33 protein-coding genes are annotated in these 24,721 nt (G+C 39.4%); all 33 read right to left on the bottom strand.

The window, feature by feature from the left end:
• Positions 1–467 (bottom strand): preprotein translocase subunit SecY (locus RT445_RS07795; RefSeq protein WP_396631795.1); only part of this gene is annotated, 467 nt, incomplete at its 3' end.
• Positions 467–907, bottom strand: a complete 441-nt coding sequence (gene rplO / locus RT445_RS07790; protein WP_004233670.1) for a 50S ribosomal protein L15 — start codon at positions 905–907, stop codon at positions 467–469. The genes rplO and RT445_RS07795, both read right to left, overlap by 1 nt.
• Positions 908–941: 34 nt before the next feature.
• Positions 942–1,124, bottom strand: coding sequence for a 50S ribosomal protein L30 (rpmD, locus tag RT445_RS07785; protein WP_004233668.1), 183 nt, complete (start codon positions 1,122–1,124; stop codon positions 942–944).
• Positions 1,125–1,137: 13 nt separating this feature from the next.
• Positions 1,138–1,641, bottom strand: a complete 504-nt coding sequence (rpsE, locus tag RT445_RS07780) for a 30S ribosomal protein S5 (protein ID WP_004233664.1) — start codon at positions 1,639–1,641, stop codon at positions 1,138–1,140.
• Between the two features lie 21 nt (positions 1,642–1,662).
• Complete coding sequence (rplR, locus tag RT445_RS07775; protein ID WP_274794949.1) at positions 1,663–2,022, bottom strand: 50S ribosomal protein L18; 360 nt, start codon at positions 2,020–2,022, stop codon at positions 1,663–1,665.
• 32 nt (positions 2,023–2,054) lie between these two features.
• Complete coding sequence (gene rplF, locus RT445_RS07770; RefSeq protein WP_274794950.1) at positions 2,055–2,594, bottom strand: 50S ribosomal protein L6; 540 nt, start codon at positions 2,592–2,594, stop codon at positions 2,055–2,057.
• 30 nt (positions 2,595–2,624) lie between these two features.
• Complete coding sequence (gene rpsH, locus RT445_RS07765) at positions 2,625–3,023, bottom strand: 30S ribosomal protein S8 (protein ID WP_004233658.1); 399 nt, start codon at positions 3,021–3,023, stop codon at positions 2,625–2,627.
• A gap of 29 nt (positions 3,024–3,052) precedes the next feature.
• Positions 3,053–3,238, bottom strand: coding sequence for a type Z 30S ribosomal protein S14 (locus tag RT445_RS07760; protein ID WP_004233656.1), 186 nt, complete (start codon positions 3,236–3,238; stop codon positions 3,053–3,055).
• A 21-nt stretch (positions 3,239–3,259) separates the two neighbouring features.
• On the bottom strand, positions 3,260–3,799 hold the full coding sequence (gene rplE / locus RT445_RS07755; RefSeq protein ID WP_004233654.1) for a 50S ribosomal protein L5: 540 nt from the start codon (positions 3,797–3,799) through the stop codon (positions 3,260–3,262).
• Between the two features lie 28 nt (positions 3,800–3,827).
• Positions 3,828–4,136, bottom strand: coding sequence for a 50S ribosomal protein L24 (gene rplX / locus RT445_RS07750; protein ID WP_053482809.1), 309 nt, complete (start codon positions 4,134–4,136; stop codon positions 3,828–3,830).
• A gap of 35 nt (positions 4,137–4,171) precedes the next feature.
• Complete coding sequence (rplN, locus tag RT445_RS07745) at positions 4,172–4,540, bottom strand: 50S ribosomal protein L14 (protein WP_004233650.1); 369 nt, start codon at positions 4,538–4,540, stop codon at positions 4,172–4,174.
• A gap of 43 nt (positions 4,541–4,583) precedes the next feature.
• Complete coding sequence (rpsQ, locus tag RT445_RS07740; RefSeq protein ID WP_004233648.1) at positions 4,584–4,847, bottom strand: 30S ribosomal protein S17; 264 nt, start codon at positions 4,845–4,847, stop codon at positions 4,584–4,586.
• An 18-nt stretch (positions 4,848–4,865) separates the two neighbouring features.
• Positions 4,866–5,066 carry a 50S ribosomal protein L29 gene (rpmC, locus tag RT445_RS07735; RefSeq protein WP_004233646.1) on the bottom strand — a complete coding sequence of 67 codons (201 nt, stop codon included), beginning with the start codon at positions 5,064–5,066 and terminating at the stop codon, positions 4,866–4,868.
• Entirely contained in the window at positions 5,056–5,490 is a 435-nt protein-coding gene (gene rplP / locus RT445_RS07730) for a 50S ribosomal protein L16 (RefSeq protein ID WP_004233644.1), read from the bottom strand. Before rplP ends, rpmC begins: the two co-directional genes overlap by 11 nt.
• 1 nt (position 5,491) lies before the next feature.
• The gene (gene rpsC, locus RT445_RS07725; RefSeq protein ID WP_004233642.1) at positions 5,492–6,145 is read right to left on the bottom strand and encodes a 30S ribosomal protein S3; all 654 of its coding nucleotides are present in this window, start codon (positions 6,143–6,145) and stop codon (positions 5,492–5,494) included.
• Positions 6,146–6,148: 3 nt separating this feature from the next.
• Entirely contained in the window at positions 6,149–6,493 is a 345-nt protein-coding gene (gene rplV, locus RT445_RS07720) for a 50S ribosomal protein L22 (protein WP_004233639.1), read from the bottom strand.
• Positions 6,494–6,515: 22 nt separating this feature from the next.
• Positions 6,516–6,794 carry a 30S ribosomal protein S19 gene (gene rpsS / locus RT445_RS07715; RefSeq protein WP_004233637.1) on the bottom strand — a complete coding sequence of 93 codons (279 nt, stop codon included), beginning with the start codon at positions 6,792–6,794 and terminating at the stop codon, positions 6,516–6,518.
• Positions 6,795–6,854: 60 nt separating this feature from the next.
• Positions 6,855–7,685 carry a 50S ribosomal protein L2 gene (gene rplB, locus RT445_RS07710; protein WP_036124661.1) on the bottom strand — a complete coding sequence of 277 codons (831 nt, stop codon included), beginning with the start codon at positions 7,683–7,685 and terminating at the stop codon, positions 6,855–6,857.
• Positions 7,686–7,732: 47 nt separating this feature from the next.
• The gene (gene rplW / locus RT445_RS07705; RefSeq protein WP_004233628.1) at positions 7,733–8,017 is read right to left on the bottom strand and encodes a 50S ribosomal protein L23; all 285 of its coding nucleotides are present in this window, start codon (positions 8,015–8,017) and stop codon (positions 7,733–7,735) included.
• Positions 8,017–8,640, bottom strand: coding sequence for a 50S ribosomal protein L4 (gene rplD / locus RT445_RS07700; RefSeq protein WP_004233626.1), 624 nt, complete (start codon positions 8,638–8,640; stop codon positions 8,017–8,019). Before rplD ends, rplW begins: the two co-directional genes overlap by 1 nt.
• A gap of 26 nt (positions 8,641–8,666) precedes the next feature.
• Positions 8,667–9,296 carry a 50S ribosomal protein L3 gene (rplC, locus tag RT445_RS07695; RefSeq protein ID WP_004233625.1) on the bottom strand — a complete coding sequence of 210 codons (630 nt, stop codon included), beginning with the start codon at positions 9,294–9,296 and terminating at the stop codon, positions 8,667–8,669.
• Between the two features lie 46 nt (positions 9,297–9,342).
• On the bottom strand, positions 9,343–9,651 hold the full coding sequence (rpsJ, locus tag RT445_RS07690; RefSeq protein ID WP_004233624.1) for a 30S ribosomal protein S10: 309 nt from the start codon (positions 9,649–9,651) through the stop codon (positions 9,343–9,345).
• A gap of 351 nt (positions 9,652–10,002) precedes the next feature.
• The gene (locus tag RT445_RS07685; protein ID WP_274794952.1) at positions 10,003–11,313 is read right to left on the bottom strand and encodes a Na+/H+ antiporter family protein; all 1,311 of its coding nucleotides are present in this window, start codon (positions 11,311–11,313) and stop codon (positions 10,003–10,005) included.
• 148 nt (positions 11,314–11,461) lie between these two features.
• Positions 11,462–13,441, bottom strand: coding sequence for an FtsX-like permease family protein (locus RT445_RS07680; protein ID WP_312506410.1), 1,980 nt, complete (start codon positions 13,439–13,441; stop codon positions 11,462–11,464).
• Entirely contained in the window at positions 13,431–14,192 is a 762-nt protein-coding gene (locus tag RT445_RS07675; protein WP_274794954.1) for an ABC transporter ATP-binding protein, read from the bottom strand. The genes RT445_RS07680 and RT445_RS07675 overlap by 11 nt, the downstream gene beginning before the upstream one ends.
• A 96-nt stretch (positions 14,193–14,288) precedes the next feature.
• On the bottom strand, positions 14,289–15,311 hold the full coding sequence (locus RT445_RS07670) for a sensor histidine kinase (RefSeq protein WP_312506409.1): 1,023 nt from the start codon (positions 15,309–15,311) through the stop codon (positions 14,289–14,291).
• Positions 15,308–15,997: a response regulator transcription factor gene (locus RT445_RS07665; RefSeq protein WP_274794956.1), complete on the bottom strand. Its 690-nt coding sequence runs from the start codon at positions 15,995–15,997 to the stop codon at positions 15,308–15,310. Before RT445_RS07665 ends, RT445_RS07670 begins: the two co-directional genes overlap by 4 nt.
• Before the next feature lie 159 nt (positions 15,998–16,156).
• Positions 16,157–17,344 (bottom strand): elongation factor Tu, encoded by a 1,188-nt coding sequence (gene tuf / locus RT445_RS07660; RefSeq protein ID WP_274794957.1) that lies wholly within the window; start codon positions 17,342–17,344, stop codon positions 16,157–16,159.
• A 136-nt stretch (positions 17,345–17,480) separates the two neighbouring features.
• Positions 17,481–19,559, bottom strand: coding sequence for an elongation factor G (fusA, locus tag RT445_RS07655; RefSeq protein ID WP_274794958.1), 2,079 nt, complete (start codon positions 19,557–19,559; stop codon positions 17,481–17,483).
• Between the two features lie 42 nt (positions 19,560–19,601).
• On the bottom strand, positions 19,602–20,072 hold the full coding sequence (gene rpsG / locus RT445_RS07650; RefSeq protein WP_004233610.1) for a 30S ribosomal protein S7: 471 nt from the start codon (positions 20,070–20,072) through the stop codon (positions 19,602–19,604).
• A 44-nt stretch (positions 20,073–20,116) separates the two neighbouring features.
• A complete protein-coding gene (rpsL, locus tag RT445_RS07645; protein ID WP_004233609.1) occupies positions 20,117–20,536 on the bottom strand; it encodes a 30S ribosomal protein S12 in 420 nt (139 codons plus the stop codon).
• Between the two features lie 99 nt (positions 20,537–20,635).
• Positions 20,636–20,884 carry a ribosomal L7Ae/L30e/S12e/Gadd45 family protein gene (locus tag RT445_RS07640; RefSeq protein WP_132362679.1) on the bottom strand — a complete coding sequence of 83 codons (249 nt, stop codon included), beginning with the start codon at positions 20,882–20,884 and terminating at the stop codon, positions 20,636–20,638.
• 137 nt (positions 20,885–21,021) lie between these two features.
• Positions 21,022–24,705: a DNA-directed RNA polymerase subunit beta' gene (gene rpoC / locus RT445_RS07635; RefSeq protein WP_312506408.1), complete on the bottom strand. Its 3,684-nt coding sequence runs from the start codon at positions 24,703–24,705 to the stop codon at positions 21,022–21,024.
• Between the last annotated feature and the right edge of the window lie 16 nt (positions 24,706–24,721).

Here is a 24,721-nt window from a genome sequence, read left to right as displayed (position 1 = left end):
AATACTATAGCAATTGTAACATACGTTAGAACGCCTTCTTCTTTAATCAATGATCCACCGTACATTCTGTTAAAACCGAATGACATTGCGAATGATTGGATAAAAGCAAGAATAATAGTAAAGTAGCGAGTGAATTGTGCAAGCTTACGTCTTCCGACTTCACCTTGCTTTGCCCACTCAGCAAATTTCGGTACTACGTCCATTTGCAATAACTGAACAATGATTGAGGCTGTGATGTAAGGCATAATCCCCATCGCAAAGATGGAGAAGTTCTTTAAAGCACCACCGCCAAAAGTATTGAGGAAACCAACGAGGTTAAACTCATCAGTTGCCTTTAATACATTAGCGTCAACGTTAGGTACCGGAACAAATGTTCCAATACGGAAAACGATTAACATTAAAAGAGTGAAAATGATTTTATTTCTTATATCTCGAACACGCATAAAGTTAGAGATTGTCTGAAACATTAAATCACCTCAGTAGTTCCGCCGGCATTCTCAATTGCTTCTTTAGCTGAAGCTGAGAATTTATGAGCCTTAACAGTAAGCTTTTTATTAAGAGTTCCGTTACCAAGAACTTTAATTCCAGCTTTTTCGTTGCTCACTAGACCAGTTTCAAGTAATAATGCAGCAGTTACCTCTGCACCGTCTTCGAAACGGTTTAAAGCATCAAGGTTAACGATCGCGTATTCTTTACGGTTGATGTTCGTAAAGCCACGTTTAGGTAAACGACGGAATAATGGGTTTTGACCGCCCTCAAAGCCTGGGCGTACACCGCCACCAGAACGAGCGTTTTGACCTTTATGACCTTTACCTGCTGTTTTACCGTTACCAGAACCGATACCACGACCAACGCGATTGCGTTGCTTACGAGAACCTTCTGCTGGTTTTAACTCATGCAGTTTCATAGTGGGTGGCACCTCCTTGTTCAATAATTGAAAATTAAATTTCTTTTACAGTAACTAAGTGAGCTACTTTATCAAGCATACCGCGAGTAGCTGCGTTATCAGCTTTCTCTACAGTTTGGTGTAATTTACGTAAACCTAAAGCTTCAACAGTTTTGCGTTGTGCAGGTTTAGTACCAATCACAGATTTAGTAAGGGTGATTTCTAATTTGTTAGCCATTATCTTTCCCCCCTTATCCTAATAGTTCTTCCACTGATTTACCACGTAATTTAGCTACGTCCTCTACGCGTTTTAATTCAGTTAAACCTTGAATTGTAGCACGCACCATGTTAATTGGTGTGTTAGATCCAAGTGATTTTGAAAGAATATCAGTAATACCAGCAAGTTCTAGTACGGCACGTACTGGACCACCAGCGATAACTCCTGTACCAGGAGCAGCAGGTTTGATTAGGATTTCTCCTGCACCAAAGCGACCTTGCACTAAGTGTGGAGTTGTTCCACCTACGCGTGGCACTTCGATTAAGTTTTTCTTCGCATCTTCAACAGCTTTGCGGATAGCATCTGGCACCTCTTGAGCTTTACCAGTACCGAAACCAACATGACCGTTTCTATCGCCAACTACAACTAATGCTGTGAAGCGGAAGCGACGTCCACCTTTAACAACTTTAGCAACACGGTTAATAGTAACTACGCGTTCTTCAAGTTCTCCAAGTTTGTTTGCGTCAATACGACTCATGAAATGTGTCCCTCCTTCTTATTAAAATTCTAAACCGTTCTCACGTGCAGCTTCAGCTAAAGCTTTAACGCGTCCATGATATAAGTAACCACCACGGTCAAATACTACAGCAGTAATATTTTTTTCCGTAGCGCGTTTTGCGATTGTTTCACCGACTTTAGTTGCTGCGTCAACATTGCTACCAGCACCTTCGAAACCTTTTTCTTGAGAAGATGCGCTAACAATTGTTACGCCTGCTACGTCATCGATAAGTTGCGCGTAAATGTTCTTGTTAGAACGGAATACGTTTAAGCGTGGACGCTCAGCAGTACCCGAAATTTTAGAACGTACACGAGCATGACGTTTTTTACGAACCTGATTTTTATCTTGTTTCGTAATCACAAGGGTCACTCCTTTCTAATGCTTAAGCAGCATTATTTACCTGTTTTACCTTCTTTACGACGTACATATTCGCCTTCATAACGAATACCTTTACCTTTATAAGGCTCTGGTGGACGAACGTCACGGATGTTAGATGCAAGAGCACCAACGCGTTCTTTGCTGATACCTTTTACGATGATTTTAGTGTTAGAAGGAACTTCAATTTCAAGACCATCTTCAGGTGTGAACTCTACTGGATGAGAGTAACCAACGTTAAGTACAAGTTTTTTACCTTGTAATTGCGCACGGTAACCAACACCGATAAGTTCTAAAGCTTTTTCGAAACCTGCAGAAACACCAGTAACCATGTTCGCAAGAAGCGCACGAGTAGTACCGTGGTTTGTGCGGTGTTCTTTTGATTCAGAAGGACGAGATACAGTGATTACGTTACCTTCTTGCTCAATTTTCATATCTTGGTGGAAAGAACGAACAAGTTCGCCTTTAGGACCTTTAACAGTAACAGTGTTGTTTGCATCAACAGTAACAGTTACGTTAGCAGGTACCTCGATAATTTTTTTACCTACACGAGACATTTAGTTGCACCTCCATTCATTTATTGCTAATTACCAAACGTATGCTAGAATTTCTCCGCCAACTTGTTTAGCGCGAGCTTCTTTATCTGTTAATAAACCTTGTGAAGTTGACACTAAAGCGATACCAAGACCGTTCAATACTTTAGGTACTTCATTTGTTTTAGCATATACACGTAATCCAGGTTTAGAAATACGTTTTAAGCCAGTGATAACACGCTCGTTATCTTTACCGTATTTTAAGAAGATACGGATGATACCTTGTTTGTTGTCTTCCACGTATTCTACGTCACGTACGAAACCTTCACGCTTTAAAATTTCAGCGATCTCTTTTTTCACGTTGGAAGCTGGTACTTCTAACTTCTCGTGACGAACCATGTTCGCATTACGAATGCGAGTAAGCATATCTGCAATCGGATCAGTCATTGTCATTACATTTACCTCCTTCCCAAATTAGGGGATTACCAGCTGGCTTTTTTCACGCCAGGAATTTGTCCCTTATATGCAAGTTCTCGGAAACAAATACGGCAAAGTTTGAATTTGCGATATACTGAATGTGGACGACCACAGCGTTCACAACGTGTATACTCTTGCACTTTAAACTTTTGCTTACGTTGTTGTTTAACGATCATAGATTTTTTAGCCACGTTTTCGCCCTCCTTGTTTGATTACTTTTGGAACGGCATACCGAATTGTGTCAATAACTCGCGAGCTTCTTCGTCAGAATTCGCTGTCGTTACGATCACGATGTCCATACCGCGTACTTTTGAAACTTTATCGTAATCGATTTCTGGGAAAATTAATTGTTCCTTAACACCTAAAGTGTAGTTACCGCGACCATCGAATGCTTTTTTAGAAACACCACGGAAGTCACGTACACGAGGTAGTGAGATAGAAATTAATTTGTCCAAGAATTCATACATACGCTCACCGCGTAATGTAACTTTAGCACCGATAGGCATACCTTCACGAAGACGGAAACCTGCGATCGATTTTTTCGCTTTAGTTACTACTGGTTTTTGACCAGTGATAATTGTTAATTCTTCAACAGCTGCATCTAGCGCTTTTGAGTTTTGAACTGCATCACCAACACCCATGTTGATAACGATTTTCTCAACTTTTGGTAGTTGCATAACTGATTTATATCCAAATTTGCTCATAAGAGCAGGTGAAACTTCATTTAAATATTTTTCTTTTAGGCGGCTCATGTGTGTACCTCCCTTCTATTTATACTAATTAGTCGATTACTGCACCTGATTTTTTTGCTACACGAACTTTTTTACCGTTTTCGATTTTATAACCTACACGAGTCGGCTCGCCAGATTTAGGATCGATTAGCATTACGTTCGAAACGTGAATTGCAGCCTCTTGGCTTACAATACCACCTTGTGGATTCAATTGGTTAGGTTTAACGTGTTTTTTCACGATGTTCACACCTTCAACAAGAACGCGATCTTGTTTTGGGTAAGCTGCAAGGATTACGCCTTCTTTGCCTTTATCCTTACCAGTGATCACCTTAACCTTGTCACCTTTTTTTACATGCATGCTGTCGCACCTCCTTGATTGGCACTGTCATGAAATTAAAGAACTTCTGGAGCTAGAGAAACGATTTTCATGAAGTTGCTGTCACGTAGTTCACGTGCAACAGGTCCGAAAATACGAGTTCCGCGTGGTGATTTATCATCACGAATAATTACACAAGCATTTTCATCAAATTTGATGTACGTGCCGTCTTTACGACGAACGCCTGATTTAGTACGAACGATAACAGCTTTAACAACGTCACCCTTCTTGACAACGCCACCTGGTGTTGCTTTCTTAACTGTACAAACAACGATATCACCGATGTTAGCAGTTTTACGGCCAGAGCCACCAAGCACTTTAATTGTAAGAACTTCACGTGCACCTGAGTTGTCAGCAACTTTCATACGACTTTCTTGTTGGATCACTTAGGTTACCTCCCTTCGGAAATTGGTTGTTCCGAAATAGTTATTAAATAATAACCGCTTTTTCTACAACTTCTACTAGACGGAAACGTTTAGTAGCTGATAGCGGGCGAGTTTCCATGATACGTACGATATCACCGATTTTCGCTGTGTTTAACTCATCATGAGCTTTAAACTTTTTAGAGTATTTTACACGCTTACCATAAAGCTTGTGCTTTTTGTAAGTTTCAACTAAAACAGTTACAGTTTTGTCCATTTTATCTGAAACAACGCGGCCCGTGTAAACTTTGCGTTGATTGCGCTCAGTCATACTTGAAAACCTCCTTTATCAGTTATTTGCACTGATTTCTCTTTCACGAATAACAGTTTTCATACGCGCGATTGCTTTACGCACTTCACGAATACGAGCTGTGTTTTCTAATTGACCAGTCGCCAATTGGAAGCGAAGGTTGAAAAGCTCTTCTTTCAGTGATTTCACTTTTAATTCTATTTCAGAAGTAGCAAGGTCACGGATTTCATTAGCTTTCATTAGATTCACCACCAGTTTCTTGACGTTTTACGATCTTACATTTAACAGGAAGTTTGTGTGATGCTAAACGAAGTGCTTCACGTGCAACTTCTTCAGATACGCCAGCAATTTCGAACATTACTTTTCCTGGTTTAACTACTGCTACCCAACCTTCAGGAGAACCTTTACCAGAACCCATGCGGACTTCTAGAGGTTTTTTAGTGTAAGGTTTATGTGGGAAGATTTTAATCCAAACTTTACCGCCACGTTTCATGTAACGAGTCATCGCGATACGAGCAGATTCGATTTGACGGTTAGTAATCCAGCTAGCAGTTTGAGCTTGTAAGCCCCATTCGCCGAAAGTTACTTCTTTACCGCCTTTCGCTTCGCCACGCATGTTGCCGCGGTGTTCACGACGGTATTTAACGCGTTTAGGCAATAACATATTATTTGCCTCCTTCCACAGATTTCTTCGTAGGAAGAACTTCACCACGGTAGATCCATACTTTAACGCCTAATTTACCGTAAGTAGTATCAGCTTCTGCGTGTGCATAGTCGATGTCAGCACGTAGAGTATGAAGTGGAACAGTTCCTTCACTATAATGTTCAGCACGCGCGATATCAGCGCCACCTAAACGACCAGATACTTGTGTTTTAATTCCTTTTGCACCAGCGCGGATTGTGCGTTGGATCGCTTGCTTTTGCGCACGACGGAATGATACACGGTTTTCTAATTGACGAGCGATGTTTTCAGCTACTAGACGAGCGTCAAGATCAGCACGTTTGATTTCGATAATGTTGATGTGTACACGTTTACCAGTTAAATCGCTAAGGTATTTACGAAGGTTTTCAACTTCAGTACCACCTTTACCGATTACCATACCTGGTTTCGCAGTGTGAATTGTAATGTTTACACGGTTTGCAGCACGTTCGATTTCTACTTTAGAAACAGAAGCGTCTTTAAGAGCCGTTTCAATATATTTACGCACTTTGATGTCTTCGTGAAGTAGAGTTGCATAGTCTTTTTCAGCGTACCATTTTGACTCCCAGTCACGAATAATACCAACGCGTAGTCCTATTGGATGTACTTTTTGACCCACGGATTAACCCTCCTTCTTCTCAGATACCACTAGAGTAATGTGGCTTGTGCGTTTGTTAATTGCGCTTGCACGTCCTTGTGCACGTGGACGGAAACGTTTTAATGTTGGACCTTCGTCAACAAATACTTCAGAAACTACTAAAGAGTTGATGTCAAGATCGTAATTGTGCTCAGCGTTAGCAACTGCAGATTTTAATACTTTCTCAACGACTGGAGACGCCGCTTTTGGAGTATGACGTAAAATTGCAACTGCTTCACCAACTTGCTTACCTCGGATTAAGTCTACAACTAGACGTACTTTACGAGGAGCAATGCGTACTGTACGAGCGATAGCTTTAGCTTGTGTCATTAGGATTTACCTCCTCTCAAAATTAGCGTCTTGTTTTCTTGTCGTCTGCACCGTGACCTTTGTAAGTACGTGTCGGTGCGAACTCACCAAGTTTATGGCCTACCATATCTTCTGTTACGTATACAGGAACATGTTTACGTCCATCATATACAGCAATCGTTAAACCGATGAAGTTCGGGAAGATTGTAGAACGGCGTGACCAAGTTTTAATAACTTGTTTTTTCTCAGAAGCCTCTTGTGCTTCCACTTTTTTCATTAAGTGGTCATCAACAAAAGGTCCTTTTTTCAAGCTGCGACCCATGTAGGAACCTCCCTCCGTGATTCCACCACGGCTCTCACATAGAACCGTAGTTTAATCACTTTATTTTTTACGACTACGGATGATAAATTTATCCGATTTGTTTTTCTTCTTACGAGTTTTGTAACCAAGTGCTGGTTTACCCCAAGGAGTCATTGGTGATTTACGTCCGATTGGAGAACGTCCTTCACCACCACCGTGTGGGTGATCGTTAGGGTTCATTACAGAACCACGAACTTCTGGGCGTTTACCTAACCAACGGCTACGACCTGCTTTACCGATGTGTACAAGTTCGTGTTGTTCGTTACCAACTTGACCGATTGTAGCGCGGCAAGTAGCTAAAACTAAACGTACTTCACCAGATTGTAGACGAACGATTACGTACTTATCTTCACGACCAAGTACTTGAGCAGAAGTACCAGCTGAACGTACTAATTGTCCACCTTTACCAGGTTTTAACTCGATGTTATGGATTGTTGTACCCATTGGAATGTTTGCTAATGGTAATGCGTTACCTACTTTAATATCAGCATCTGGACCAGAAACGATTGTTTGACCAACCTCTAGACCTTTTGGTGCTAAGATGTAAGCTTTTGCTCCATCAGCGTAGTTGATTAATGCGATATTCGCAGAACGGTTTGGATCATATTCAATAGTAGCAACTTTTGCCGGAATGCCATCTTTAACACGTTTGAAATCGATAACACGGTATTGCTTCTTATGACCACCACCATGATGACGAACAGTGATTTTACCTTGGTTGTTACGACCAGCTTTGCGTTTAGTTGGTTCAAGCAATGATTTCTCAGGCTTGTTAGTTGTAATTTCCGCAAAGTCTAATGACGTCATGTTACGACGACCATTAGAGGTAGGTTTATACTTTTTAATCGCCATTGTGTTTCCCTCCTTCTTGAGTGTTCAAATCATATATCCATTAAGGATTACATTTCGAATAATTCGATTTCTTTGCTATCAGCAGTTAATTTAACAATCGCTTTACGACGTTTGTTAGTGTAACCACCGTAACGGCCAACACGCTTGAATTTACCTTTGTAGTTAAGAACGTTTACTTTCTCAACTTTTACGCCAAAGATTTCTTCTACAGCGTCTTTTACTTGAGTTTTGTTAGCGCGAGTGTCTACTTCGAAAGTATACTTTTTCTCTGCCATAAGTTCTGAAGAACGCTCAGTAATGACCGGACGTTTTAAAATATCACGTGCTTCCATTATCCAAGCACCTCCTCAACTTTTTCTACTGCAGATTTAGTGAATACAACTTTATCATGACCTAATAGATCAAGAACGTTGATTCCATTTGCAGTTAAAACTGTTACACCTGGGATGTTACGAGCAGATAATGCTACGTTTTCATCTAGGTCAGCAGTTACGAATAAAGATTTTTTCTCTAAAGAAAGATCTTTAAGAATTTTTGTGAATTCTTTTGTTTTTGGTGCTGCTAGAGTTAGAGCATCAAGAACTAAGAAGTTTTGTTCTACTACTTTAGCTGATAAAGCTGATTTAAGAGCTAAACGACGAACTTTTTTAGGTAATTTATAAGAGTAGCTACGTGGAGTAGGACCGAATACGATACCACCGCCGCGCCATTGTGGAGAACGGATAGAACCTTGACGAGCACGACCAGTTCCTTTTTGACGCCATGGTTTACGACCACCACCAGCAACCTCAGAACGGTTTTTAACCTTGTGATTACCTTGACGAAGAGAAGCACGTTGAGCTACTACAGCGTCGAATAATACTGCTTCATTTGGCTCGATTCCGAAGATCGCATCGTTTAATTCGATTTCACCAACTGAAGCACCTGTTTGACTAAGTACAGATACTTTTGTCATTCCTGTTTCCTCCTTTCCTGAAGTGATTACTTAGCTTTAATTGCAGTTTTTACTGTAACTAGAGCTTTTTTAGAACCAGGAACATTACCTTTAACAAGTAGTAAGTTACGATCTGTATCAACTTTCACGATTTCTAAGTTTTGGATTGTAACTACATTGCCACCCATTTGACCAGGTAATTTCTTTTGTTTGAATACGCGGTTCGGAGCAACTGGACCCATTGAACCAGGACGACGGTGGTAACGAGAACCGTGGGCCATTGGACCACGAGATTGACCGTGGCGTTTGATAACACCTTGGAAACCTTTACCTTTAGTAACACCTGTTACATCAATTACATCGCCTTCTGCGAAAATTTCTACTTTGACTTCTTGACCAACTTCGTATTCTTCCACGTTCACGTTGCGGAATTCACGAATGAAGCGCTTAGGAGCAGTGTTCGCTTTTGCTACGTGACCTTGTTCTGGTTTATTAGAAAGCTTAACGCGCTTATCTTCGAAACCAACTTGAATTGCTTCGTAGCCGTCTGTTTCAACAGTTTTCTTTTGAAGAACTACGTTTGGAGTAGCTTCGATAACTGTTACCGGGATTAAATCGCCGTTTTCAGCGAAAACTTGTGTCATACCAATTTTTCTACCTAAGATTCCTTTAGCCATTTGTCACACCTCCTGTAAGTTTTAAAAAGTTATATTGTTTTTACCATTAAAGTTTGATTTCGATATCAACGCCAGATGGTAAATCAAGTTTCATTAACGCATCAACAGTTTGTGGTGTTGGGTTAACGATATCGATCAGACGTTTATGCGTACGCATCTCGAATTGTTCACGAGAATCTTTATACTTGTGAACCGCACGAAGAATTGTGTACACAGACTTCTCAGTTGGAAGTGGAATCGGACCTGATACACTTGCACCTGAACGTTTTGCAGTTTCCACAATTTTCTCAGCAGACTGATCTAAAATACGGTGATCATACGCTTTTAAACGAATACGAATCTTTTGTTTTGCCATTATTTTCCCTCCTTCTCGCCTATTTTCTAGACATTCTCCACGAAAATTCTCCCACACACCGCCATGGCAAAGCGGCCGGGTGTGTCGGCAACCTCTCGCTTCATCGCAGTCAAAGACCAACATTCAACATTATATACAATAAAAAAAGAATAAGCAAGTCTTTTCGCTAAATTCTTTTAAATGTTGCAGATATTCTTAGTACTACTATTTTCTTCGCTTATTTAAGCCGTTTACTAGTATATAAAATTTTAAAACATAATGCAACACTTAAGGTTGTTATATCAACGTTTTCGGACATTTCAAACAACTTGTTAGAAGTAGTCTCTATAGTTTATAGAAACTACTTCTAACTTATAAAAAGAAAACACAGGCAATCCAGCCAAATACAATCAGGGGAATGTTAATAAAAATAAATGTCGGGACACAGGTATCCCAAATATGATGGTGCTGTCCGTCTACGTTTAAACCTGCAGTCGGTCCAAGTGTTGAATCTGAAGCTGGAGAGCCTGCATCTCCTAACGCACCTGCCGTACCAATTAAACATAGTATTGCTAAAGGACTCAATCCTAACCCTTGTGCTAAAGGAACAAATAACGTAGCAATAATAGGCACTGTTGCGAACGATGAACCAATCCCCATCGTTACAACTAAACCAACAACCAACATGATAAAGATCGCTAGACTTCTATTTCCTTGTAGAATAGTAATAGAGCTTGTAATTAAACTGTCCACATCGCCAGTAGCATTAATAACTGCTGCGAAACCATTTGCCGCAATCATTACAAACCCGATAAAGGCCATCATCTTCATTCCTTCAGATAGAATATCATCTGCCTCTTTCCATTTAAGCGCACCTGTAAAATACATGATCATAATGCCAGCGAACGAACCTACAATCATTGAATCTGTTAGTACTTGCGCACATAACGCTACAACTAATGCAAGTCCAGTAGAAAACATAACATACTTGGTGACGTTAACATTTAATGATTCCGTCTCCACATCATCCTGTCTATACTGTCGTGGCTTACGATAAATAATGAAAGCCATAATCAACCCTACCAGCATGCCTAGCACTGGGATCGCCATTGCTGCAGGAACATCACGTGAAGATACTGTCATTCCAGCCTCCGACACTTGCGTTGCCACGATATCTTGAAAAATCGCTCCAAAACCAGCAGGCACAAAACTGTAAGTACCTATTAAGCCTACAGCAATTAGGGTTGCAATTATACGTCGATCAACTTCCAACATATTTAAAATTTTTAAAATGGGAGGTATCATTAATGGAATAAAAGCAATATGAATAGGAATGACATTTTGAGATAAAATAGACATCACGAAAATAAGGAAAAAAATTAAGACCTTCACTAACCCTTTTCTATTACTTTCTCCGTTGAGGATGTTTAACATTCCAGCAATCATTAATTCTGGTATTCCTGTTTTGGCAATGGCAATAGCAAAACCGCCAAGAAGACCATAGCTTAAAGCAATTGTTGCTCCTGCCCCTAACCCTTCTGTAAAGGATTGGACGGTTGCTTCAATGCCCATCCCACTTGTCAGGCCACCAACAAAGGCTCCTAAAACTAAGGAAAGAACCACATTAATTCGGAGTAAGCTTAATATTAACATAACGGCTACCGCCATTATAACTGCATTCATAACCACACTTCACTTTCACTTGCTAAATTACTAACATGTTAAACTTTATTATTCTGATAATTGAAAGTCAAGGATTTTCACGGTTTCAAAATAAAAACAGTGTGAAATAGAATCATCACACTGTTTTGAGTTTCTCATTATTAAATTGTTACAATGATTCTCGTACCACTTTTTTATAGTACCCTACCGAAAGGATGGCGAAAATTGTATATAAAGCGATATAACAGCACATCGCAATCCATAATGGGGCCGTTAACTCGGTGCCAAATAAGAACCAACCTGATTTAACAGCAAAATAGCTATGCAGTAAGCCAATAACTAATGGAACACCAAAATTAAACGCTTGCTTCATATATATGCCCTTCATTATATCTCTTTCTGCAAAACCAATTTTTCTTAGGATCGTATAGGAACCACGCTCTTCCTCTGCCTCTGACATTTGTTTGAAGTATAGAATACTACCAGTCGTCATTAAAAATGCTAATCCTAAAAATGCTGTTGTAAAGATTGTAAGACCTAATGACTCAATATTATCTTTACGTTTCCCTTCATAAGATGATTGAGTATATTGCTGTGTCTCACCTTCAGGTTCTGTAGCCGTAACAACACCCGCTTTAGTTTGAATATATAGTTCCTCTGCTCTTTCTAACTCCTCTTTTGACTTTAAAGTAATGGTTGTTTGTTGGTGCCAAGGATAAAACTCTGATTGTGTAGATAATTTTGTAAACATATCATCTGTCACAACAAAGATTGGGCCGCCACCACCAGCTGTTACAACACCACTAATAATACTTTTATCATGAACTTCTACAACGTGAAATGTTTCCTTCAGCTCCCCTGCCGTTACATTTAAGTCATGATCCTTCTCTAAGGGGAACATCTCGGCCATATACCCTCCATAGTTTGTTAAAATAACATCGTTACCTGTTAATGAGGCTTCTGGAACACTTTGCTGATAATCCGAAAGTGGGATGGTATAAATGGTTCCTTCCATTGTATATAAAGGATTATCCTTTTGCTTTTTAGACATTAATTGACCTACCGAAGCTGTTACACCTTGTAAACGATAATCTACTTTATCATAGGCAATGTTATTGTTCTCTAACTCATCTAAAAATTGAGTACCTTGCCCCTCAAGCAGAATGAAATCACCTGGTACTTGGCTATATGCAGATGCCTCTGACGAATAGTAGGCGATATAGGATAAAGTCGTTACACCTAGCGATACACCAGTTAACACGGTGATAAGTGTTAAAGACTTTGCGTTACTCTTCATACGATGCATAATTGGCGTTAATGCTAGTACATCTCGAATTGATAGATGCCCTTTTTTCTTTAAACGAATCGTATTCATAATAAATGCGACTGAGAAACGAAAGACAAGGAATGTCCCGCCTATTGTAGTAGCTAATATGATAATCATATTGATAAATAGGTTACCTGCAGATTCAATATCAAATAACTTTGTTGACGCATAGTAGCCATAAACAATCAGGACAAGCCCGATAAAGCCAATTGCCATTTGTAATGCACTAAAACGTCTTACACGCTCGTCTGCTTGTTTGGCTGCGCTAAATAATGATAATAATGAAACGTGATGGATCATCCAAGCCATCTGTACAAGGACAATGATTAAAAGAATGGTAAAGACAATCATTGACTGCTGTAATGCCTGTGTACTAAACGTCATAGTTACAAGCGCTTCTTTTTCAAGTACACGTAATAAAATCATCGCAAATACACGAGAGCTAAAGAAACCAGCAAGCATTCCTAAAATAACAGCCCCAACAAATAATAAAATGTTTTCGATTGCTAATAAACGGACAATCAATCCCTTTGTCATGCCTATCAATTGGTACAAGCCGATTTCCTTGCTACGTCGCTTCATAAATAAGTGATTTGCATATAGGACGAAGAACAAAACGATAAAATATAGAATATAAGTTGCTGCCTTAAATCCTGCTGTGGCCGTTCCGCTCATTTGAACAGCGTCCCATACTTCAGAATTATTTTGCAATGTTACAAAGGAAAAATATAAAGTAACACTAAAAATAAGTGCAAAAAAATATAGATAGTAGTGCTTCATATTTTTCTTCATACTCTTTAGCACTAACTTACTAAGACTCATAACCATCACCGCCTAGCACACCTTGAGTATGCATGATTTCCTGAAAGAAAGCCTGTCTTGTTTTATCGCCTTTATATAGCTCACTATAAATATGACCGTCTTTTAAAAATAAAACACGTGTACAGAAGCTTGCAGCGACAGCATCATGCGTAACCATCATGATTGTCGCTTCTTTTGTCTCATTAATGTTTTGTAGATTTTGGAGCAAGGCTGTGGCTGATTTTGAATCTAATGCACCAGTAGGCTCGTCAGCAAACACTAACGATGGATTCGTAATAAGTGCACGAGCAGCAGATGTACGCTGTTTTTGCCCACCTGATATTTCGTTAGGATATTTATTTAAAATTTCAGTGATACCTAGTAAGGATGTGAGTTCCTTCACTCGACTTTCTGCAACAGCTTTCGGTAACTTACTGATCGCTAACGGTAGAAGAATATTCTCCTTTACTGTTAAAGTGTCCAATAAATTATAATCTTGAAAAATGAAACCAAGCTGCTCTCGACGGAAGTTCGCTAAAGCCTTTTCTTTCATACCACGCAAATTATGACCGTTTATTTCAATAACACCTTCTGTCGCAAAGTCAATTGAGCATAAGACGTTTAAAAGTGTTGTTTTCCCAGAGCCAGAAGGACCCATAATCCCTACGAACTCTCCTTTATTCACTTCTAAATCAATACCCTTTAATACTTCTTGAGCGGTTGATTTTTTACCATATACTTTCTTTATCTTACGACCAATTAAAACTGTCACTTGATAGCGCCCCTTTCTATATTCCAAGTATACCCTGTCACATCTGAACATTCGTGCGTTTTACATGACAATATAAAAAGGTAGGTGACATTTTCGTCATCTACCTGTTAGTTTGATATATTCATTTTGTAATGGGAAACGCAACGTAAATAATGAGCCTTCCCCAACACTCGATTGAACATTAATACGAATACCAATTTTCTGGGCTACATTATACGCTAAATAAAGACCCATTCCTGTAGATTGTGAGGATTCTCTTCCTGCTGTTCCTGTATACGATTTTTGAAAAATTCTAGGTAGATCTTCCAAGGGTATTCCAATACCTACATCTTTAATATGTAATAAAGTGGCTCCGGTTGGGTCAAGTTCAGTAAAGATCGTTATTTCAGAACTTGCTGGACTATACTTGATGGCATTTGAGAGTATTTGTCGAACAATAAACGCCAGCCATTTAGGATCCGTTGTAACCGACTCTGTGAGCTCATCGACTTCAAAGCCAATCCCCTTTTCAATACACCATGCTTGCAAATCCCTGATTTCTTTATATACGATCGGTTTCAGTTCAACTTTATTTAAATAATTATCCTTTTCAATTGAGGCTAACCTTGTTAGATGCAGCTGTTGGTCAACCAAAAGATGTAACCTCAGCCATTCATTCTCTAATTTTCGACGCAGTTGTAAGTCTTCAACATGTTCTAACATTAAATTAATGGTTGTTAAAGGTGCCTTTACTTCATGAACCCAGGCCAATAACTCATCTGAATACTCTTGTAGCTGCACTTTAGCTTGATTTAATTCCCTGTTCTTCTCATCAAGGATATCTTCAACTTTTCGAAAGCATACATCCTGAAAAGGAGTTAAAGCAAGGCCGCCTTTATGTGCATCATCAAGATGGCTATCCATATTTCCCAGGAAATCTTTTAATTTCCCAACTTCAAAAACATAACGCCACATCAAAAAAAGTGAAAAGCTAACAAGCAAACTAACGTTAACATACCAAATGGAGACACTATTTAAACCAACATCTAGAAGAAATAACATATTTAACATTACAATAATGAAGATAAAAAAGCCTATCCATGCAATGCGTTCTCTAATAAATAATATCAAATTACTCACATCCCTTGGCTCACTGCCATATACCCCAGGCCTTTTTTCGTTTGAATCACATCACGTAAACCAATATCCTCTAACTTTGTACGTAATCGATTAACATTTACCGACAAAGTATTATCGTTTACAAAACGTTCATCATCCCACAGTTTTCTCATTAACTCATCTCTCGAAACAATATGATTAGCATTTTCTACTAAAATCCGTAATATAAAGAGCTCATTTTTAGTTAATGAAGCGATACTCCCGTCATACATAATTTCACTTCTAGCATAATCAATAACAGCATCATTAAAACGTGTGACGTCCATTTTATCATCAACATAGTCATATGTTCTTCGCAATATAGCCTGTGCTTTTGCAAGTAACACTTCCATATGAAAGGGCTTTTGTATAAAATCATCTGCCCCCATTTGCATGGCCATTACCATATCCATAGGATGATCTCGGGAAGATAGAAAAAGAATTGGTACTTTTGAAAGATGACGGATTTCTCGACACCAGTGAAAGCCGTCAAAGGCAGGCAATTGAATATCGATTAGCACAAGATGAGGCTTCTCCTCTATAAAATCATCCATTACTTTTTGAAAATTTTTAGGTCCGAAAACATGTAATGACCACTGCGCAAACCGTTCTTGAATCATCCTAAAAATAGAAGGATCATCTTCAATCAGCAATATTTTCATTTCCATATTCAAAACGCCTTTCTTTTTAAATATTTTTTCTAAATGACATGCTAACAACTATATACACATAAACTAATAAAAACCTTATTTTCCCTTTATTTTAACACAAAAAAACCAATCTGTAGGCGTCCCTACAGATTGGTTTGAAATTAGCATAAGCTAAAATTATTTTTGGATAGAAGCAACTACGCCAGCGCCTACAGTACGGCCACCCTCACGGATAGAGAATTTAGTACCTTCTTCTAGAGCGATTGGAGCGATAAGTTCAACTGTCATTTCGATGTTGTCACCAGGCATTACCATTTCAACGCCTTCTGGTAAGTTACAGATACCTGTTACGTCAGTTGTACGGAAGTAGAACTGAGGACGGTAGTTAGAGAAGAATGGAGTATGACGGCCACCCTCTTCTTTTGATAAAACGTAAACTTCAGCTTTGAAGTTAGTGTGTGGAGTGATTGAACCTGGTTTAGCTAATACTTGACCACGTTGGATTTCTTCACGAGCTACACCACGAAGTAAAGCACCGATGTTGTCTCCAGCTTCAGCATAGTCTAATAATTTACGGAACATTTCTACACCAGTTACAGTAGTAGATTTAGCTTCTTCAGCAATACCGATGATTTCAACTACGTCACCAACTTTAACTTGACCACGTTCAACACGGCCAGTTGCAACTGTACCACGACCAGTGATAGAGAATACGTCCTCTACTGGCATCATGAATGGTTTGTCAGTTTGACGTTCTGGAGTTGGGATGTAAGAATCTACAGCGTCCATTAATTCAACGATTTTTTCTTCCCATTCTGGTTCACCTTCAAGAGCTTTAAGAGCAGAACCTTTGATTACAGGAATATCGTCACCTGGGAAGTCATATTCAGATAGTAGGTCACGGATTTCCATTTCTACTAATTCTAATAATTCTTCGTCGTCAACCATATCACATTTGTTCATGAATACTACTAAGTATGGAACACCTACTTGACGAGATAAAAGGATGTGTTCACGAGTTTGTGGCATTGGGCCATCAGCAGCAGATACTACTAAGATACCGCCGTCCATTTGAGCAGCACCAGTGATCATGTTTTTAACATAGTCAGCGTGTCCTGGGCAGTCAACGTGTGCATAGTGACGAGTAGCTGTTTCGTATTCTACGTGAGAAGTATTGATTGTGATACCACGCTCTTTTTCTTCTGGAGCGTTATCGATGTCAGCGTAAGATTTAGCTGTACCACCCATTTTTTTAGAAAGAACTGTAGCGATTGCAGCAGTTAAAGTAGTTTTACCATGGTCAACGTGTCCGATTGTACCAATGTTAGCATGCGTTTTAGAACGGTCAAATTTTTCTTTAGCCATTAGAGATTGCCTCCTCAAAATTGTATGTTTTAGATTTAAAATTTATAGAATGAATGCTGATAGAGAACGGGCCCATCCCCTATCCTGCAATCATAGCTTACAAATTAGTTATACTTTATGCAAGATGAAATTTCAATTATTCACCTTTATTTTTTTTGATGATCTCTTCAGAGATTGATTTAGGTACTTCTTCATAATGATCGAATACCATTGAGAATACACCACGACCTTGCGTTGCAGAACGTAAAGTTGTTGCATATCCAAACATTTCTGAAAGTGGAACCATCGCACGAACAACTTGAGCGTTACCGCGAGCTTCCATACCTTCTACGCGGCCACGGCGAGAAGTGATGTTACCCATGATATCACCAAGATATTCTTCAGGAATTACAACTTCAACTTTCATCATTGGCTCTAAAAGAACTGGGCTACATTTTGATGCAGCAGCTTTAAGTGCCATAGATGCAGCGATTTTAAATGCCATTTCGTTTGAGTCAACATCATGGTATGAACCATCGAATAATTTCGCTTTGATGTCGATTAATGGATAACCAGCGATTACACCGCGGTCAAGCGAGTCACGAAGACCTGCTTCAACAGCTGGAATATATTCACGTGGAACTACACCACCAACGATAGCATTTTCGAATTCAAAGCCTTTACCCTCTTCGTTTGGAGAGAACTCGATCCATACGTCACCGTATTGACCACGACCACCAGATTGACGAGTAAATTTACCTTGAACTTGAGCAGAGCCACGGAATGTTTCACGGTAAGATACCATTGGAGCACCAACGTTAGCTTCTACTTTAAATTCACGACGCATACGGTCAACTAAGATATCAAGGTGAAGCTCACCCATACCTGAGATGATTGTTTGACCAGTTTCTTGGTCTGTATGTGCACGGAATGTTGGATCTTCTTCTTGTAGCTTTTGTAAAGCTTGACCCATTTTATCTTGGTCAGCTTTAGATTTAGGTTCTACAGAAAGAGAGATAACTGGCTCTGGGAACTCCATAGACTCAAGGATAACAAGGTTTTTCTCTTCACAAAGAGTGTCACCAGTTGTTGTATCTTTAAGACCTACAGCAGCTGCGATATCACCAGCGAATACTTTTGAAATCTCTTCACGGCTGTTTGCGTGCATTTGTAGGATACGACCTACGCGCTCACGTTTACCTTTTGAAGAGTTTTGTACGTATGAACCTGATTCAAGAACACCAGAGTACACACGGAAGAACGTTAATTTACCTACGAATGGGTCAGTCATAACTTTAAATGCTAAAGCTGCGAATGGCGCCTCGTCTGAAGATGGACGTTCAGTTTCATCACCATCTGGAGTTGTACCTTTAATAGCAGGTACATCAACTGGAGATGGTAAGTAGTCGATAACTGCATCAAGCATTTTACGAACACCTTTGTGTTTGAATGCTGTACCACAGATTACTGGATAGAATTCTACTGCGATTGTCGCTTTACGGATAGCCGCTTTAAGCTCTTCTTTAGTAATTTCTTCACCAGCAAAGTATTTTTCCATGATTTCTTCATTAACTTCAGCAATTGCTTCGATTAACTTTTCACGGTACTCATCTGCTTGAGCTTGATATTCTTCAGGAATTGGTTGACCTTCACGTAATGCTGTACCTTCTTCGTTATCGTAGTAAGTTACATCCATTTCTACTAAGTCAATAATTGCTTTGAATTCATCTTCCGCACCAATTGGTAATTGGATTGGATGAGCATTTGCTTGTAAACGCTCGTGTAAAGTACCTACAGAATATAGGAAGTCTGCACCCATTTTATCCATTTTGTTAATGAATACGATACGTGGTACACCGTAAGTTGTAGCTTGACGCCATACAGTTTCTGTTTGAGGTTCAACACCCGATTGAGCATCAAGTACAGTTACTGCGCCGTCAAGTACACGTAAAGAACGTTCTACTTCTACAGTGAAGTCTACGTGTCCAGGAGTATCGATGATGTTTACGCGGTTGCCTTTCCATTGAGCTGTTGTCGCAGCAGAAGTGATTGTGATACCACGTTCTTGCTCTTGCTCCATCCAGTCCATTTGAGAAGCGCCTTCATGAGTTTCACCGATTTTGTGAATCTTACCTGTGTAATAAAGGATACGCTCAGTTGTTGTTGTTTTACCAGCATCAATGTGAGCCATGATCCCAATATTACGAGTATTCTCTAGAGAGAATTCGCGTTTCATTAGGTATTTCTCCTTCCATATTGGGCTTATGCTATGTTTAGATTACCAACGGTAGTGAGCGAATGCTTTGTTCGCTTCTGCCATTTTGTGCATATCTTCACGTTTTTTAACTGATGCACCAGTGTTGTTAGAAGCATCAAGAATTTCGTTAGCTAAACGCTCTTCCATAGTTTTTTCACCACGAAGACGAGAATAGTTAACTAGGTAGCGAAGACCTAAAGTTGTACGACGTTCTGGGCGTACTTCAACTGGTACTTGGTAGTTAGAACCACCAACACGGCGAGCACGTACTTCAAGAACTGGCATTACGTTATTTAGAGCAGCTTCGAATACTTCGATTGGATCTTGACCAGAACGTTCTTTAACTAGTTCGAACGCACCGTATAAAATCTTTTGAGAAGTACCTCTTTTACCATCAATCATCATTTTATTGATTAAACGAGTTACTAGTTTTGAATTATAAATTGGATCTGGTAACACGTCACGTTTGGAAACAGGACCTTTACGAGGCATGTGTTTTCCTCCTTTCATTGAGTAAATAACTTATATATTTTATATTATTTTTTTTCTTTAGGGCGTTTTGTACCGTATAGAGAACGTGATTGCATACGACCGTTTACACCAGCAGTATCAAGAGCACCACGAACGATATGGTAACGAACACCCGGTAAGTCTTTTACACGACCGCCACGGATAAGAACAACACTGTGCTCTTGTAAGTTATGGCCTTCACCAGGAATGTACGCAGTAACCTCGATTTGGTTAGTTAAACGTACACGAGCGTATTTACGTAACGCTGAGTTTGGTTTTTTAGGCGTCATTGTACCTACACGAGTACAAACACCACGTTTTTGTGGAGATTTAACATCAGTTAAAGATTTTTTAAATGAGTTATATCCTTTGTTTAACGCTGGTGAATTTGATTTCGTGATTTTAGATTTACGAGGCTTACGTACCAATTGGTTAATTGTAGGCATCGATTTTTCCTCCCTTCATTCCTTCTTTTTTTAATACCACACATCCAGGTGGTTCATTTTTTGGGTAAAAACAAAGTCTTTGTGCTTTTTACACAAAAACTACTCTACAGTAATCGCAACTACTGCAGCTCCAACATGGATTCCACAGGCCTTGCCCAGTTCCTTTTTGGACTCAACAAGAATAACTGGTATACCGATTTCTCTCGCGAAAGATATGGCCGAATCGGTTACCCAATTGTCTGCATCAAGTGCCACAAAAAGTTCTTTCACTGAACCAGCTTGCATTGCTTTTACTGCTTGCTTTGTACCTATGATTGTTTGACTAGCCCTTACTTTATCATAAGACATTTTCATATCCTCCGAAGTACAGACAGTTAACTATCAACCTTCAATATATTATCATTACCAGATTACACTGTCAACCAATATCTTTAAAAAGTCCGAAGAGATGATGAAAATACATCTCTTCGGCCCTATTTTAATGTTTATTCAGCAGAAATGACTTCTGTGTCAAGCTCATCTTTTTCGATGCGGATTTGACGATAACGTTGCATACCAGTACCTGCTGGAACAAGCTTACCGATAATTACGTTCTCTTTTAATCCAAGAAGCTCATCACGTTTACCCTTAATTGCTGCATCTGTTAACACACGAGTTGTTTCTTGGAATGATGCAGCAGATAAGAATGATTCTGTTTCAAGAGAAGCTTTTGTAATACCAAGGATCACTGGACGACAAGTTGCAGGGTTTTTGCCATTCATCACAGCATCTGCATTTGCCTCTGAGAATTGGTGGATATCTAGTAATGAACCTGGTAGTAATTCTGTATCACCAGCTTCAATTACACGAACTTTACGAAGCATTTGGCGAACCATTACCTCAATGTGTTTATCCCCAATTTCTACCCCTTGCATACGGTATACTTTTTGAACTTCTTTTAATAAATATTCTTGAACAGTTGAAACGTCTTTGACTTTTAGCAATTGTTTTGGATCGATAGAACCCTCTGTTAAAACTTGACCACGTTCTACATTATCACCTTCGATAACTTTTAGACGTGCATTATAAGGTGCTTGGTATTTACGAGTTTCTACGTCACCTTGAATAGTAATTTCTTTTAAGCCTTCACGAATTTCTGTGATATCTGAAACAGTACCAGCGATTTCTGAAATAACAGATTGACCTTTTGGATTACGTGCTTCAAAGATCTCTTGGATACGTGGAAGACCTTGTGTAATATCATCTCCGGCAACCCCACCTGTATGGAATGTACGCATTGTTAATTGTGTACCTGGTTCACCGATTGATTGAGCTGCAATAATACCAACTGCTTCCCCAACTTCAACCTTTTCACCTGTTGCCAAGTTCATGCCGTAACATTTTTTACATACGCCATGTTTTGTATTACATGTAAATGCTGAACGGATTGTCACTTCTTCAATACCAGCCTCGATAACTGCACGAGCGATATCTTGGTCGATTAATCCGTCTTTTTCTAGAATCACTTCACCAGTTTCAGGATGGAAGATTGTTTTCTTCGTATGACGACCAACAATACGCTCATCAAGAGCCTCAATTAATTCAGTGCCTTCCATTAATGCGCCAATTGTTAAACCGCGGTCAGTACCACAGTCATCTTCACGCACAATAACATCCTGTGCAACGTCAACAAGACGACGAGTTAAGTAACCTGAATCGGCAGTTTTTAGGGCAGTATCGGCAAGACCTTTACGAGCACCGTGAGTAGAGATGAAGTACTCTAATACTGTTAAACCTTCACGGAATGAAGATTTAATTGGAAGTTCGATGATACGACCAGCCGGGTTGGCCATCAGTCCACGCATACCAGCTAACTGAGTAAAGTTAGATGCGTTACCACGGGCACCTGAATCAGACATCATGAAGATTGGGTTTGTTTTCTCAAGTGATTTCATCAGCTTCGCTTGAATTTCATCTTTCGCAGCACTCCAACTTGAGATTACACGATCATAACGCTCATCTTCTGTGATGAAACCACGACGGAATTGCGCTTGAACTTTATCCACTTTTTCTTGAGCTTCAGCTAAAATTTCACCTTTATCTGGTAATACCACGATATCAGATACACCTACTGTAATACCAGCACGTGTTGAATATTTAAATCCTAGGTTTTTCATGCGGTCAAGCATTTTAGATGTTTCAGTAATGTGGAAACGTTTAAATACTTCTGCAATGATATTACCTAAGAATTTTTTACGGAATGGATTTACAACTGGTACAGATGCAAAATATTTACGTAATACAGCTGTACGTTGTGCATCGATTTTCCCTTTTTCATCAAGATTTTTGTAAGCATTATCTGATTCAAGCTCTTTTAGCGTTTCTTCGTCAATTGTTAAATTAGCGAAGTATTTTTCAGGTGTTTCATGCTCTAAGTTGAAATCAGTTGGCTCATTGATGTACGGGAATGACTCAGGCAATATTTCATTAAAGATAACTTTACCAACAGTTGTTAATAAGAACATATTATTTTGTTCTTCTGTGAATGTTGGGTTATTTAACGAACTTGCTTTAATAGCGATACGTGTATGCAAATGTACATGACCTGTGTCATAGGCAATTAACACTTCATTTGGACCATAGAATACAGTACCTTCACCACGAGCACCTTCACGTTCAAGTGTTAAGTAGTAGTTACCTAATACCATATCTTGAGATGGTGTTACAACAGGTTTACCGTCTTTTGGATTCAGGATGTTTTGCGCAGCAAGCATTAGAAGACGAGCTTCAGCTTGTGCTTCAGCTGATAACGGTACGTGAACCGCCATTTGGTCACCATCGAAGTCAGCGTTATAAGCTGTACATACTAATGGGTGAAGACGGATCGCACGGCCTTCAACTAGTGTTGGTTCAAATGCTTGAATACCAAGACGGTGAAGCGTTGGTGCACGGTTTAGTAGTACTGGATGCTCACGGATAACATCTTCTAAAACGTCCCATACGTCGTTGTTTAAACGTTCGATTTTACGTTTAGCAGATTTAATGTTATGTGCAAGACCACGTTCTACTAGCTCTTTCATTACGAATGGCTTGAATAATTCGATCGCCATTTCTTTCGGTAAACCACATTGGTACATTTTTAAGTTTGGACCTACTACGATAACGGAACGACCAGAATAGTCAACACGTTTACCAAGTAAGTTTTGACGGAAACGACCTTGTTTACCTTTCAACATATGTGAAAGTGATTTTAATGGGCGATTACCTGGACCAGTTACAGGACGTCCACGACGACCATTATCAATTAGTGCGTCAACAGCTTCTTGTAACATACGTTTTTCGTTTTGTACGATGATGCTTGGAGCACCTAAATCTAATAAACGTTTTAAACGGTTATTACGGTTAATTACACGACGGTATAAATCGTTTAAATCTGAAGTTGCAAAACGTCCACCATCTAATTGCACCATTGGACGAAGCTCTGGTGGAATAACAGGTAGTACATCTAAAATCATCCATTCAGGTGAGTTACCTGAGTTACGGAAAGATTCGACAACTTCAAGACGTTTGATCGCACGAGTACGTCTTTGACCTTGTGCAGACTTTAACTCTTCTTTTAAAGATTGTGTTTCATCTTCTAGGTCAATTTTGCCTAATAATTTTTTGATTGCTTCTGCACCCATTGAAGCTTCGAATGTGTTTCCGAATTTTTCACGGTATGCACGGTACTCTTTTTCAGAAAGTAATTGCTTGCTTTCTAAATTTGTAGCACCTGGTTCAATCACAACGTATGATGCAAAATAAATAACTTCTTCTAATGCACGTGGTGACATATCTAAAATTAGACCCATACGGCTAGGAATACCTTTGAAGTACCAGATGTGAGAAACTGGTGCTGCTAATTCGATGTGTCCCATACGTTCACGACGAACTTTAGCGCGTGTTACTTCAACACCACAACGATCACAAACAACGCCTTTATAACGTACACGTTTATATTTACCACAATGACATTCCCAGTCCTTAGTTGGACCAAAAATACGCTCACAGAATAAACCATCTTTTTCTGGTTTTAATGTACGGTAGTTAATAGTTTCAGGTTTTTTAACCTCACCATATGACCAAGAACGAATCTTGTCAGGAGATGCTAAACCAATTTTCATATATTCAAATTCATTAACGTCTATCAAGGAGCCTACCTCCCTC

Source organism: Lysinibacillus sp. (genome assembly GCF_032093475.1).
GTDB classification, from domain to species: Bacteria; Bacillota; Bacilli; order Bacillales_A; family Planococcaceae; genus Lysinibacillus; species Lysinibacillus irui.
Note: the sequence above shows the minus strand (reverse complement) of the source record. Positions and strands in the feature narration are given on the sequence as shown.

Coding starts and splice junctions, on each gene's coding strand:
- rplO (WP_004233670.1), bottom strand. CDS start 907: ATGAAACTGCATGAGTTAAAACCAGCAGAAGGTTCTCGTAAGCAACGC.
- rpmD (WP_004233668.1), bottom strand. CDS start 1,124: ATGGCTAACAAATTAGAAATCACCCTTACTAAATCTGTGATTGGTACT.
- rpsE (WP_004233664.1), bottom strand. CDS start 1,641: ATGAGTCGTATTGACGCAAACAAACTTGGAGAACTTGAAGAACGCGTA.
- rplF (WP_274794950.1), bottom strand. CDS start 2,594: ATGTCTCGTGTAGGTAAAAAAATTATCGAGGTACCTGCTAACGTAACT.
- rpsH (WP_004233658.1), bottom strand. CDS start 3,023: ATGACAATGACTGATCCGATTGCAGATATGCTTACTCGCATTCGTAAT.
- rplE (WP_004233654.1), bottom strand. CDS start 3,799: ATGAGCCGCCTAAAAGAAAAATATTTAAATGAAGTTTCACCTGCTCTT.
- rplX (WP_053482809.1), bottom strand. CDS start 4,136: ATGCATGTAAAAAAAGGTGACAAGGTTAAGGTGATCACTGGTAAGGAT.
- rpsQ (WP_004233648.1), bottom strand. CDS start 4,847: ATGACTGAGCGCAATCAACGCAAAGTTTACACGGGCCGCGTTGTTTCA.
- rpmC (WP_004233646.1), bottom strand. CDS start 5,066: ATGAAAGCTAATGAAATCCGTGACCTTGCTACTTCTGAAATAGAATTA.
- rplP (WP_004233644.1), bottom strand. CDS start 5,490: ATGTTATTGCCTAAACGCGTTAAATACCGTCGTGAACACCGCGGCAAC.
- rplV (WP_004233639.1), bottom strand. CDS start 6,493: ATGACACAAGCTAAAGCTATCGCTCGTACAGTACGCATTGCTCCTCGT.
- rpsS (WP_004233637.1), bottom strand. CDS start 6,794: ATGGGTCGCAGCTTGAAAAAAGGACCTTTTGTTGATGACCACTTAATG.
- rplB (WP_036124661.1), bottom strand. CDS start 7,685: ATGGCGATTAAAAAGTATAAACCTACCTCTAATGGTCGTCGTAACATG.
- rplW (WP_004233628.1), bottom strand. CDS start 8,017: ATGGAAGCACGTGATATTTTAAAACGTCCGGTCATTACTGAGCGTTCT.
- rplD (WP_004233626.1), bottom strand. CDS start 8,640: ATGACAAAAGTATCTGTACTTAGTCAAACAGGTGCTTCAGTTGGTGAA.
- rplC (WP_004233625.1), bottom strand. CDS start 9,296: ATGGCTAAAGGAATCTTAGGTAGAAAAATTGGTATGACACAAGTTTTC.
- rpsJ (WP_004233624.1), bottom strand. CDS start 9,651: ATGGCAAAACAAAAGATTCGTATTCGTTTAAAAGCGTATGATCACCGT.
- RT445_RS07685 (WP_274794952.1), bottom strand. CDS start 11,313: ATGAATGCAGTTATAATGGCGGTAGCCGTTATGTTAATATTAAGCTTA.
- RT445_RS07680 (WP_312506410.1), bottom strand. CDS start 13,441: ATGAGTCTTAGTAAGTTAGTGCTAAAGAGTATGAAGAAAAATATGAAG.
- RT445_RS07665 (WP_274794956.1), bottom strand. CDS start 15,997: ATGGAAATGAAAATATTGCTGATTGAAGATGATCCTTCTATTTTTAGG.
- tuf (WP_274794957.1), bottom strand. CDS start 17,344: ATGGCTAAAGAAAAATTTGACCGTTCTAAAACGCATGCTAACATTGGT.
- fusA (WP_274794958.1), bottom strand. CDS start 19,559: ATGAAACGCGAATTCTCTCTAGAGAATACTCGTAATATTGGGATCATG.
- rpsG (WP_004233610.1), bottom strand. CDS start 20,072: ATGCCTCGTAAAGGTCCTGTTTCCAAACGTGACGTGTTACCAGATCCA.
- rpsL (WP_004233609.1), bottom strand. CDS start 20,536: ATGCCTACAATTAACCAATTGGTACGTAAGCCTCGTAAATCTAAAATC.
- RT445_RS07640 (WP_132362679.1), bottom strand. CDS start 20,884: ATGTCTTATGATAAAGTAAGGGCTAGTCAAACAATCATAGGTACAAAG.